The organism is Nostoc flagelliforme FACHB-838, from assembly GCF_014698065.1.
Lineage (GTDB): Bacteria > Cyanobacteriota > Cyanobacteriia > Cyanobacteriales > Nostocaceae > Nostoc > Nostoc flagelliforme_B.
The window spans coordinates 1-12338 of the sequence record NZ_JACJSI010000001.1 but is presented as its reverse complement, the minus strand read 5'-3'; the positions used below and the strand labels follow the sequence as shown (position 1 = coordinate 12338).

Here is a 12338-nt window from a genome sequence, read left to right as displayed (position 1 = left end):
AACCATCCGCTAAAACTGTAAATTAAAGGGGAAGAGTGGATGAACAACGGCAAAGTTAGAATTTATGAATTATCAAAGGAATTGAATTTGGATAACAAAGAGCTACTAGCAATTTGCGACCAGCTCGATATTGCGGTCAAAAGCCATAGCAGCACGATTTCAGAATCCGAGGCAGAAAACATCCGGGCGGCAGCAGAAAAGCTAGCAACTACGAATGTGTCAGCCAAAAAGGAATTAGGTACAACCAGCCATAAGCCGAATTCACCACCGAACGGCGGACGTAACCGACCTGCTGCACCCCACAAACAGCAAATTTTGGAAATACGCAAACCCAAAATATTGAGAAATACTACCTCCAACGCCCCAGAGGCGTCACTTGCTAACAATACCCAAGCTGCCTTGTCTGAAGCTAATCCTCCCTCTCCTCCACGGCCTTTCGCTACACCAGTCTCACCCCTGAAACCGGCAGCACCAACTCGACCTGTGCCCCGGACTCAATCTGAGACTCAAGAGCAACCTCCGATCGCTGACTTGGAACAAACGCCTAATCCAAATCCGACACCGGAAAAAATAGCATCCCAAAAACCGGAAAAAACAGTTCCACCCAGACCGAAATCGGAAAAACCGATCAAACCACAACTAGTTGCTCCTCCAGCCAGACCTGCGGCGGAAGAAGCGCAGGTGGTAGATGAACAACCGGTATCTCAGGCAGATAAACCGATTCTCAAACGCGACCAACGGCTACGACCTGCGGAAGGCGATCGCGAGCAAATTAAGCCGAGAGTCGCTAAACTGCCAACAGACCAGTCCCCACCAGGTGCGCCACAAAGAACAAGTCGCCCCACTCCTTCACCCACCAGACCAGAGCAGAGGGGTAGTAGACCATCTGCTCCATCACAGCTAGGAGAAGGACAACGACCCAGGCCAGCACGTCCAGGTGAAGCTGTAGCAGCGGCAATGCCGATCGCTACTCCACCCAGACAGATGTCAGGCACAGCGGGCAAATCTCAAGGGTTGGGTGATGAACCAGTCACACCGGATCTCCTCGATTTGAAACGCCCAAGTCCGCCTCGACCGACCAAAGGCGGCAAAAAGTGGGTAGAAGAGGAAATCATTGACGAAGTTAAAGAGAAGGCAAAAGCTGGCGTCAAAGGCAAGCGGATCAAGCCCATACTCGATGATGAGTTTGAAGAAGATTTGCTCGATGATGACGATATCGACTCACCAGCCACCGTCCAAGTCAGCCTTTCCATCGCTCGTCCTCCCAAACCTAAAGCGACTCGACCTGTACAGATGCCAGGTGCAACCCTTGCTAGCGCCCCAACTGCAAGAGGGAGAAAGTCTGGTTCCAGGTCTGGTTCCAAGTCTTCGAGCCGCGACCATCACCAAAACCGTCGTCAAGAAGCCGAGACAAAGCGCGATCGCCCCGAAAAAGTGACGATCACAGGGCCGTTGACTGTGCAAGAACTGTCTGACGTTTTAGCCGTTCCTGATACAGAGATTGTCAAAATCCTGTTCCTTAAAGGTATGGCGGTGAGTATCACCCAAAATCTGGATATTCCCACAATTACCCTAGTAGGAAAAGAACTAGAAATAGAAGTCGAAACCGCCGAGCGAGAAGCAGAAGCTCGGAAAATAACGGAAATGGTCGGCGCAGAAGACCAAGAATATCTGCATCGCCGTCCGCCAGTCGTGACAATTATGGGTCACGTAGACCACGGTAAAACAACTCTGCTTGACTCAATTCGCAAAACCAAAGTGGCTGCTGGCGAAGCTGGTGGGATCACTCAACACATTGGTGCATACCATGTAGATTTGGAACATGAGGGTAAACCTCAGCAGATAGTCTTCCTGGATACTCCTGGTCACGAAGCCTTTACAGCTATGCGGGCACGAGGAGCGCGGGTAACAGACATTGCCGTCTTAGTAGTAGCTGCTGATGATGGTGTCCGTCCCCAAACCATTGAAGCCATTAGTCATGCCCAAGCTGCGGGAGTGCCAATTGTTGTTGCAATCAACAAAATTGACAAAGAAGGGGCACAACCAGAGCGGGTGAAACAAGAGCTGACCCAGTATGGTCTGACATCAGAAGACTGGGGCGGTGAGACAATTATGGTTCCCGTGAGCGCTATCAGAGGTGAAAATCTGGATACGCTCTTAGAGATGATTCTCCTGGTAGCAGAGGTTGCAGAACTATCTGCCAACCCAGATCGTACCGCGAAAGGAACTGTCATTGAAGCACATCTGGATAAAGCTAAGGGAGCAGTTGCTACCCTGCTAATTCAAAATGGCACCCTGCATGTGGGAGATATCTTAGTAGCTGGCTCGGCCTTCGGTAAAGTCCGGGCGATGGTGGATGACAGAAGTAAGAGAGTAGACATTGCTTCTCCTTCCTTTGCTGTCGAGGTACTAGGTTTAAGTGATGTGCCAGCAGCCGGCGACGAGTTCGAGGTTTTCCAGAACGAAAAAGAAGCCAGAACACTCGCTAGCGATCGCGCAGACAGACAACGCCTATCGCGTTTGTTACAAGGACGTGTTACCCTTACAACCCTGTCGGCTCAAGCACAAGAAGGCGAGTTGAAAGAACTCAACTTGATCTTGAAGGGAGACGTACAAGGTTCCGTAGAAGCCATTGTGGGAGCGCTCAAGCAAATCCCACAAAACGAAGTCCAAATTCGGATGCTATTGGCCACTGCTGGGGAAATTACCGAGACAGATATCGACTTAGCAGCTGCTAGTAACGCTGTAATTATCGGCTTTAATACCACCTTTGCCAGTGGCGCTAGACAAGCCGCAGATGAAGCGGGTGTAGATGTCCGGGAATACAACGTGATTTACAAACTCCTAGAAGATATTCAAGATGCCTTGGAAGGTCTTTTGGAACCAGAGTTGGTGGAAGAACCCTTGGGTCAAACCGAAGTCCGTGCCGTCTTCCCAGTCGGTCGTGGTGCGGTTGCCGGTTGCTACGTTCAATCTGGCAAGCTAGTTCGCAACTGCAAAGTCAGGGTGCGACGCGGCGGTAAGGTGATCTATGAAGGCGTGCTTGACTCCCTAAAACGGATGAAAGAAGATGCTCGTGAGGTCAACGCCGGTTATGAATGCGGTGTCGGCATGGATAAATTCAATGATTGGGTTGAAGGTGACATCATCGAATCCTATCAGATGGTTACGAAACGCCGCACTCTCACCTTAACGAGATAGTGTTAAGGGTAAAATGGTTAGAAGTTAGGAGTAATAATTTAGGAGTTAGGAGTTCAACGCTGCTAATTCCGAACTCCTAACTCTTAACTCATAACTTTTTATAATATGCATTCATTTCGCTCTGAACCTATTTTGTGGATTCACGTCGCTGGATTGGCGACGTTGCCTGTTTTTTTAGTACTCTGCTTATTATTTCTCTCTGTAGGCGAGCCGTTTTTGCCAGTATGGATGGAGCTATTCTTAGTTGCCGCCATTGGTGTTCTCCCCCTGCTATGGATGCAGTTGCGCCGCCCTTTTTATATATTTGCTCTTTTAGGAATAGCCCTAAAGCCAGAAAATCTGACTGAACGGCAGCGAAAAATTCTCTGTTTAACTAATACAAAGTTAAATCGTATCCTGGCCTTAGTGGCAGCAGTATTGTCACTTTGGGTACTGTGGCATCTCTACCAAATTGCCCCATTAGTAGCAAACTCAGCTAAATTTCTTCCACAATGGCGCAGCGTTGCACTAGTGTTTGCGGGGTTAGCCTTTTTGGGCAGCAATCTATTTTTGCAAATACCTGTGAGTGTAATGCGAGTTTTAGTGACTAATGACACAGAATTCGCTGGTATAGAACCATTATCTTTAGAAAAGATTAAGCAAGATTTCACCATTTTAGGGGTGCGGGTTAATCAAATCGTGCCTCGATTACTGCAATCCTTGTTTAGGATAAATACAGATTCGTAGCAGCCCGTAAAGTATATTATTTCACTTTAAAGGGCTATAAATAAGTACCAGAGGAGCAGAGGAAGATGAAGAAGCAGTTCTTACTGGGGGCAAGGGGCAAGGGAGAGAATAAAAAATTACATCTTTCCCCTCTGCTCCAAGCTTTGTGCCCCTCTGCATCTTCCCAATGCCCAATTACTGTTGAAGTTAAAATAAAGGAATGAGGAACTATGGCTCAAATTCCAGCTTCTAGCGATCGCCAATTTTCTGCTGATACTGAAATTTGGTATAGTCTCAAATGTGCAATCTCTACGAGTTCCGGTTTTCAACGCTGGCAACTAGAACGCGATGCTCAATTACAAGGAATTCGCTTGGAACAACAGGTACAACGGTATTTAAGAGAAACTTTAGAAACTTTAGCCTACTAAAAATTGAGTAAATCTTGCAGGCTTGTTTGCAAGCGACGGAGTTGAAGGTATGCACTCTCCAAGCGTTTGCCATCAACTTCCACTTCATTGGTGGGATAGTTTTCAATAATTTCGATTAGCGATACCTGTCCGTCTTGACTCGCAGAAAGTACCAAAGCGGCTCGCAAAGCCTGTCTATCTGCTCTCCGAGACGGTGTATAAATAACTTCACTAATTTGATCCAAAATAATATTACCAATCCGGCTATTTAGCACTCTATCTAAAAATACAAGGTTTACTTTTATCGGCTCCGTTAAATACTGGCGGATTGCTTTGGGGTCTTGTCGAGCCAAAGCAAAATTAACTCGTAGTGAACGTGAAAGTTCACCTGTTTGGGCAAAGGTGGATAGCTCCTCTACTGAAAGTGATTCACGGAAAATACCATAATTTAGCACCACTCGTTCCGCAGCAAAGGCAGGAGTGGACAAAAGTAGAAGGCAGATACTACCTACTGAAAGTAAGGTGCGACGCAGCCCCAAAAATTTAAAGTGCATTTCTGCCAATTTCCAATAGGTTTGCTTTTGATCTAATGATATTTCAGCAAAATTATTTGCAGCATCTAACTTTAGGTAATACCACAAAATAACCTATTGAGTAGACACGATGAAGGCTTAGACAAGGCAGCGAGAGACTTGTTGAGACTCCCGAAAACCCCAAAGTGGGCGCGAAAGTCCAGTTACCGTCTTAATTAACAAAGCTTGGGGCGTAACAAGTTGATTTTGCCCTTTGTTTGTTAGAGTCAGGCAAAGTTCGACTACAGTATACTAGTAAAATTTTCTGAATAAAATAATATAACTAATGTATAAGTTCTGTGATCTATCTAAGGAATTTAGCTGAATCAGCGCTAATCATCCAGTATAGTTTTGCATAGATTTTACAGCAGCTACAAAGCTGCTACCTTCAACCTTCTTTGACAGACCATAATTCAGCACTCACAGACGGAAAAAATGAAATATCAGGGTTTTCACATTTCTCTAGCGAAAAATTTTCGCCTTCTTTCTAGCAGTCATCTCAGCTATACTTTACGTCTGGGAGCCGGACTAACGACAATGCTTGTTGTTTCTAGTGGATCAATACTATTAGCAAGTCAGGTTAATGCTGGTGCTACTCACTTAAAAAGTATCGTCCCAACTCTCACAGCGCAAGCTCCTGCAACTGCCGCAGCGATTTACGTTAATCCAGCAACTGGTACAGATAGTGCGGGTGCTGGTACAACCTCAGCAGCACCCTACAAAAGTATCAGTTTCGCTCTGAGTCAAGCTCAACCAGGTGCAGTTATTCAATTAGCACCTGGGAACTATAACCAGGAAAGTGGCGAAACATTCCCACTCTTGCTTAAACCAGGGGTAACACTGCGGGGTGATGAAACTACTAAAGGTCAAGCAATATTGATTACAGGTGGAGGTTTCTACACTAGTCGTACCTTTGCCAGACAGGACATTACCATCCTCGCCGACCAAGATACCACGATCGCAGGTGTCACCGTTACCAACCCAAATAGCCGGGGTACGGCTGTGTGGGTGGAGTCAACTAATCCGATTATCCAAAACAATACTTTTACTAACAGCGTCCGAGAGGGTGTTTTTGTCACGGGTACAGGTAATCCCAAAATCGAAGGTAATCTCTTTGTACAAAACCAAGGCAATGGGATTTCAGTTGTTAGAAGTGCCCAAGGAGAAATTCGGAATAACTTATTTCAGGATACTGGTTTTGGTCTGTCGATTAATGGCACTTCCACACCCCTAGTAGTGGAAAACCAAATCGTCCAAAACCAAGACGGTCTTTATATCTCAGAGTCAGCGAAGCCCGTAGTGCGTAAGAATGTTATTCAGAACAATAAACGGGATGGAATAATAGTAATTGGTAATGCTCTACCCGACCTTGGTACCAACGAAAATCCTGGCGGTAATCTTATCCGCAATAACACTCGTTATGATGTGAACAACGCCACTAAAACTGGTCAGATTTTAGCTATTGGCAACGATATCGACCAGAAAAAGATTTTTGGCTCAGTCAACTTCGTTGCCGCAGCTGTTGATGTACCCCCTGGAGGCCCTGTCGCCTTTAAAGATGTGCCAGCAAATTACTGGGCAAAAACCTACATCGAAGCTCTAGCCTCCCAAAATATTATTGCTGGCTTTCCTGATGGCAGCTTTAAACCCAATGATCCTGTAACCCGCGCTCAATTCGCCACTATTGTCACTAAAGCCCTAACACCACCAAGTAAACGCGCAGCAATTAAATTTAAGGATGTAGCGACCAACTTCTGGGCTTACGCTGCAATTCAATCTGCTTACCAGAGTCAATTTGTTTCTGGTTATCCCGATGGAACTTTTAAACCACAGCAAGAAATTCCCAGAGTGCAGGTGTTAGTAGCTTTAGCTAATGGTTTGGGCTTAACTGCAAATAATCAGAATGTCCTTTCCTTTTACACCGATGCTGCCCAGATTCCTAATTATGCGATCGCTCCTGTTGCTGCGGCAACTGCACGGCAACTAGTAATCAATTATCCCACAGTAAAGCAACTCAATCCTAATCGTCAGGCAACTAGAGCCGAAGTTGCTGCCTTTGTTTACCAGGCACTCGTCAATGCTGGACGTGCCCAACCCATTCCTTCATCCTACTTGGTAACAGCCCAGTAAATGCCTAGTTAGCAAATTGAAAGCGCCAGACTAATAAATTATTGGTCTGGCGCTTCCAATATAGTAGTTTTTTAATTCTAGGGGTCTTTAAATATAGCTGACCCCATTTGAATGTGATTGGGTTTATAGTCACAGTCTTTATACTGGCTGACCCCGTTTCAACGATTTATATCTTCTCAGAAGTTTTTGCTTTTTCGGATTTCCTAATAATTTTTTTATTTTTTCTCTTTTGATATTTTAATCTTCATAAAAGCATTATTGAAGAAGAACCCAGAAGCCAGAATCCAGGAGTCAGAATCAATGAGTGGGGGATTCAGACCCGCCACTCATTGTAGACCGCTAAATGAACGCAAGTGCGTCTCTGAAAGAGAAGATTTAGCGGGGGTCTTAAACCCCTAGATTCATCCACCAGTCGTACAGAATTCATACTGAATTCTGACTCCTGACTCCTGAATTCTGTTTTGATAAATTTGAAGAATATTAAAGATATATCAAAAGAAAGCAGTCAAAAATTAACTAGCTAAAATTTCTCTCTTCAAGAATTAGGATTTTTACCCGATTGGGGGCGTTGTTGCCGACGCTGTTCCCAGCGCCAGAGAAAGACCATTAAGGCAACAATTCCTAGTTGGAGGGCTAAACTTGGCATTGCAGTCTCAACATTGCGTCCGGCAAGCACTTGGAAGAAAAAGACGAATGCGCCAATTGAGCCAGAAGCACCGAAAGCGATGTAGATAAATTGGCGTAAGCCCCTATAAGGAGCGGCTATTTCTGCTTTGAGGCTGGCATATTGTTCAGGGTTAAGCCTATTTTTGCGATTTTGATCTACCATGATTAAATCATGTTATACTCTTAGATTGTGTACGCCGATGTGGCTCAGTGGTAGAGCAGCTGATTCGTAATCAGCAGGCCGTGGGTTCAAATCCCATCATCGGCTTTGATTAAAGTATTGCTCGATAGTCAAGTTTGACATAAATCAAGCATTTGTACAGTGACTAATTATCTGTCGTCAGTGACAGATTAATGTCGTCGTGACAAATTATTGTCATCAAACCTCGTATTCCCTTCCATATTTATTGGTGACAACTTATTGTCGTCTTTCTGAAAAGCAACAATTTATATTGGAGCTTAGATAGATTTAAACCCCTATTATTACGCTTTTGAATTCAAAAAGCTCTTTTAAGTAGTCATACAAGTTGAAAATATATTGTCATTGCGAGTATGGCGTCCCGAAGCGAAACAGTCGCAAGGGTCTGAGATTGCTTCACTTCGTTGGCAATGACATAAATATTTTTGCATACCCACTTAATAACTTGTATGGATAACTTCAGCTTAATGACCTTATCTAAAAGCCGATGGCGGGATTTGCTCTCAACCCTCTCATTCTTGGTAATCAATTACAACATCATCCAGGTAAGGCAGTTTCATCTCAAGCTAATTTTCACCCTCCATCGCTAGAAAGAGGGTTATAACAAGTGAAGCTTCCTCAATTTAATGTCGAGACGGGGTTCTTTGAACCCTCCCATTGCTGGGAGGACGGTTGCAACGGGAGTTAGATGCGCTAATTTTGAATCGTTCGGCCTTTCAACTCTCCCATTGCTGGGAGGACGGTTGTAACTATTAATTATGCATCTCTCAAAGGAGAATATCAAACTTTCAACCCTCCAATTGTTGGGAGGACGGTTGCAACCTTGATTTGGGGGCGATCGCATATCTTGATATTAGCTTTTAACCCTCCCATTGTTGGGAGGACGGTTGCAACACCTCTAGTGGCGATCGTTTGAATCGATGCTATTTGCTTTCAACCCTCCCATTGTTGGGAGGACGGTTGCAACTTCTGGCACACCAGTAATAAGTTCAAACATTGCCCTTTCAACCCTCCCATTGTTGGGAGGACGGTTGCAACCTAGGTTGCGATTCTGATATTTCTTGACGATAGCCACCTTTCAACCCTCCCATTGTTGGGAGGACGGTTGCAACATCTGGGAAAGGCAAAGTCTCGTTGAATACACTCCTTTCAACCCTCCCATTGTTGGGAGGACGGTTGCAACGCTATCATCTCAAACCCTTGTACAGTAAGGTTGTCAGATATGGCTTGCCCGAACCTCATCAAATAGCCTCCCAGAATGTAATTTTTGAATTATCTACAAAAGAAATTTACTCATAAATTCCTTGTAGGATAAGGTTTTCAGGATGTGCGCGAACCTAGATCGGAATTTTGACCTCTCTTTGGTGCGTCAAATCAAGAATTGGGGAGGGTTCCCCCTTGCTCGGAGGTGATTCAGTAGCCACTACAGCAGTACATCCGCGCCCTTATTGCTGGGAGCGCACCTATCCTGTCCGAAGACAGCAGCATCAGGGTGAGCAGCTACTAGGGTCAGAAAGCAAGACTATATTGCTACAGTCAAACTAACCCTCATTTAACACAGTTCAGAGGCTGCAAGCAGCATAAACTGCGGCGCTATTAATTATTTTATTATCAAGGTTCAGATATTTGTCAACTTCGCCTAGCTAGGCGCTCATGGTATGCAGAAAGTGACAATTCCTTTGCTTTGTCTTGGGGACTGCCTCGAATAGGTTGTTTTCCCGCTTCAATCATGATTCCTGCCTGAGCAGCTTTGCTTTGAATGCTTTGAATTAATCTGCCGTAGCTCCAGGAATGGACGTTAACTCGATACTGTTTGGCATATTTTTGCTGAACTTCTACAGAGCCAGGACATTTTGCTTCGGCTATGGCTTGAATTTCACTTTGGACAATCTCCCGCATATCCCCTAGCTTAGGCAAAACGATGCTGTCGGCTTTGTAAGTTTGAGCGATCGCAATAATTTCTTTAGCTAATAGTCTGTCTATATACTGCCCTAACTCAGATCCACCAAATTGATTAGGAGAGAAGCTTTTCTGTGCCTTGTGGCGATCGTGGGATAAAGATCGCTGTTGTCGTCTCTGGCGATTTAGGAGTTCGTAATTTTCACCTAGTAATTGCCTGATGCTGCGGTAAGCTAAGGCTTTGTTTGCGATCGCATCTACTACGGCGACAGTTGCAGGTTTTTCTAGTCCCAGGCTGACTCCAACCAAAATGTGTGATTGACCTTGGTAAAGGAGTTTACTAGGACGCTCAAAGGATTTGTTAATTCGAGTTAGCGTTGATTCTTTACGTTTAATAAAAGCAAGCTGTGTTTCCCTGAGGTCACTTTTATCCTTCATGCTTTTATTCTTCATGTTGGTGATGAATTTGGTAATCTCATCAGTTTTTTCCTGGCGAACCTGTTCTGTTCCTTCAGCAGTCCAGAGGCGATTGTCAACACAGCAATAGAGACTCAAGTGATTAAGATTCCAAGGTTCGCCTTTACCTTCACATTCTTGCCAAGCTAGACGACCATTTCTGAGGGTGAACAAACCACTTGAATGCTGATTTTTGCTTTGGCGTTTTGTTTGTTGGTCTTCTAAGAAGCGTTTAAACCAGTGCAGTTGACGACTATCGCAGTACACCTCAAAAGTTAAATCGCTTAAGCCATTGAAGTGAACACATAACCTACCTTTTTCGTTTGTTGACCAAACTAGGTCTTCGTTCGTTTCATAAACCAGAGGAAAAGGGACAGAACTAGATCGGGTTAAGAGAATATCCTGCCAGCGTTTGGCTTCAGCATTGTCTTCTGGAACAGTGGTTGTAGTAGTGAGCAGTGTCTCCAACCATCTAGCATTAGTTAAATCTCGACCTTTAGGAATTCGACTTGTTAGCTTTTCGATTAGCCTTTGAATTTGGATTTCTAGCTTACGACGGCGTTTAGCAAATTTTTCTGGATCTTCTTCTTTTTCATTGAGTTTGCAGCCATTTTTCAGCAAATAGCTGACGGCGCTACGGCTGAGTATATCGTCAGTTTCTTGGTAAGTGTCAAATAATTTATGAGATAAGCTTCGATCGGGATCGGAAGCGGATGATTTTTTGGATTTTTTAGTCTTACTTTTTTTAGTTAAAGGAGCATTAGATTCAGATTCTGGCGTAGCCATTGCCAAAATTTCAGCAGCTTTGGTACGAATTACTTCTAAGCTACAATCGCTCATTTCTACTAATTCAGTATCGCTGTTAAGCATTTCTAGCCAGCGGATCTTGCCATCTAGCTGTTGCTGTAGACGTTTCTGAATCGCTAACCAAGATTTGTAAATGTAATCTACAACATGAATTGCTGATAGATAGAAGCGGCTGGGCTGACCTGTAAAGCTAGGGTCAGTTTTCAGGGGTTGGCAAAGTTGACTAACAACAATTGACGGCAGTTTGCCATTTTTTCGCCATTCCTCAAAATCTTGGTGTTTACTAAGCTGTTGAAGTAGTTCGTTAATTAGGGGTGTGTTTAATTCTGCCATTAACTTCCAAAGTTTTTGGCGGGTAGATTCACTGGCAATTAGGCGACATTGAATAGTAATTTGGCTCATAAAAATAAAATATCACAAAAACACATTATGTTTTACAAAAATATAATGTGTTTTAGGAAATGCTTCTATAGGATGATTCTTATGGAAGGAAAGTTTTACACAAGCACAGAAGCAGCAGAAATTACTCATTGCTCTCGCCGCCAGTTGCAGTATTGGCGGGAGAAGGGAGTTATAGTACCTACGGTTAACAGTACTGGGAAAGGTCGTAATGTTTACTACTCTAAAGCTGACCTACTGGCGTTAACGGTAATGGAGCAGTTGCTGTCAATTGGTTTAAATTTTGAAGTTTGCCATGCAGCATTGGTAACGCTGCGCGAACAGGAACCTTGGCTATTTGATGAGTTTTTTCCCGAAGAAAAGATGAAGCGGCTCATGTTATTACCTACGCGATCGCCTGAACAACCTTTTCAATTGTTAGAGTTTGACAAGCAAGTGGCGCTAGAAGCACTTTGTCAGGGACAAACTGTGATTCCTTTTTGGAGCGATCGCATTCATCAACGCTTGCGAGAGAATCTCAGAAGCTTTGAGCGGTAGAGGAGCGGCTACCGGATTCAGTGAGAAGGCAATATCCTGATATTCCCTGACGAGATATTGCCGGAATGTGAGATAAACTGATTCATGATTATTTCGATACAGATGTAGAAGTTATCTGGAAAGCGGTTCAGGAGGATGTTCCTCAATTGAAAACAATGATCTCTGGAGTTTTAGAAGATTTGAGCAGTTAAACCTCGTCTAGGTTGAGACCCGTAGTTTTTCCTCATCAGGTTTGAGATGAGTTGTTACCCACAAACGATCTGCTACTGTATTGGGAGAGGCATTAATTTGTTGTTGAAATACTGAAACCTGTTCAATTAGGTCAGACTGACGCTCATAGCAAGTATGATATGTAACATC

At 44.2% G+C, this 12338-nt stretch carries 9 protein-coding genes, 1 tRNA gene and 1 CRISPR repeat array; of the genes, 7 read left to right on the top strand and 3 right to left on the bottom strand.

Annotated features, from left to right (window positions below):
- Window positions 1–39 precede the first annotated feature (39 nt).
- The 3 genes from infB to H6G97_RS00040 all read left to right on the top strand — a co-directional run bounded on the left by infB (window position 40) and on the right by H6G97_RS00040 (window position 4334).
- Complete coding sequence (gene infB / locus H6G97_RS00050; RefSeq protein ID WP_190938723.1) at window positions 40–3201, top strand: translation initiation factor IF-2; 3162 nt, start codon at window positions 40–42, stop codon at window positions 3199–3201.
- A gap of 105 nt (window positions 3202–3306) precedes the next feature.
- Window positions 3307–3927: a low-complexity tail membrane protein gene (locus H6G97_RS00045; protein WP_190938722.1), complete on the top strand. Its 621-nt coding sequence runs from the start codon at window positions 3307–3309 to the stop codon at window positions 3925–3927.
- A gap of 209 nt (window positions 3928–4136) precedes the next feature.
- The gene (locus tag H6G97_RS00040) at window positions 4137–4334 is read left to right on the top strand and encodes a hypothetical protein (protein ID WP_069073454.1); all 198 of its coding nucleotides are present in this window, start codon (window positions 4137–4139) and stop codon (window positions 4332–4334) included.
- Here the strand turns inward: H6G97_RS00040 and H6G97_RS00035 are convergent.
- Window positions 4331–4867: an alpha/beta hydrolase gene (locus H6G97_RS00035; RefSeq protein ID WP_190938897.1), complete on the bottom strand. Its 537-nt coding sequence runs from the start codon at window positions 4865–4867 to the stop codon at window positions 4331–4333. The two genes, H6G97_RS00040 and H6G97_RS00035, sit on opposite strands and share 4 nt — an antisense overlap.
- A gap of 453 nt (window positions 4868–5320) precedes the next feature.
- Here H6G97_RS00035 and H6G97_RS00030 point away from each other — a divergent pair, with 453 nt between their 5' ends.
- Window positions 5321–7015: a DUF1565 domain-containing protein gene (locus tag H6G97_RS00030; RefSeq protein WP_190938721.1), complete on the top strand. Its 1695-nt coding sequence runs from the start codon at window positions 5321–5323 to the stop codon at window positions 7013–7015.
- A 535-nt stretch (window positions 7016–7550) separates the two neighbouring features.
- Here the strand turns inward: H6G97_RS00030 and H6G97_RS00025 are convergent.
- Window positions 7551–7844: a DUF3493 domain-containing protein gene (locus tag H6G97_RS00025; protein WP_190938720.1), complete on the bottom strand. Its 294-nt coding sequence runs from the start codon at window positions 7842–7844 to the stop codon at window positions 7551–7553.
- A 33-nt stretch (window positions 7845–7877) separates the two neighbouring features.
- Between H6G97_RS00025 and H6G97_RS00020 the strand changes: the two genes are divergently transcribed.
- Window positions 7878–7949 (top strand) — tRNA-Thr (locus H6G97_RS00020).
- Between the two features lie 572 nt (window positions 7950–8521).
- Window positions 8522–9063: a CRISPR direct-repeat array (repeat unit 38 nt; unit sequence CCTTTCAACCCTCCCATTGTTGGGAGGACGGTTGCAAC).
- A gap of 446 nt (window positions 9064–9509) precedes the next feature.
- On the opposite strand, the gene cas12k is transcribed toward H6G97_RS00020, so the two are convergent.
- A complete protein-coding gene (cas12k, locus tag H6G97_RS00015) occupies window positions 9510–11444 on the bottom strand; it encodes a type V CRISPR-associated protein Cas12k (protein ID WP_190938719.1) in 1935 nt (644 codons plus the stop codon).
- A gap of 81 nt (window positions 11445–11525) precedes the next feature.
- Here cas12k and H6G97_RS00010 point away from each other — a divergent pair, with 81 nt between their 5' ends.
- Both H6G97_RS00010 and H6G97_RS55795 read left to right on the top strand, forming a co-directional pair.
- On the top strand, window positions 11526–11978 hold the full coding sequence (locus H6G97_RS00010; RefSeq protein WP_190938718.1) for a MerR family transcriptional regulator: 453 nt from the start codon (window positions 11526–11528) through the stop codon (window positions 11976–11978).
- 77 nt (window positions 11979–12055) lie between these two features.
- Window positions 12056–12169, top strand: a complete 114-nt coding sequence (locus H6G97_RS55795; RefSeq protein WP_422394148.1) for a HepT-like ribonuclease domain-containing protein — start codon at window positions 12056–12058, stop codon at window positions 12167–12169.
- The last annotated feature ends 169 nt before the right edge of the window (window positions 12170–12338 follow it).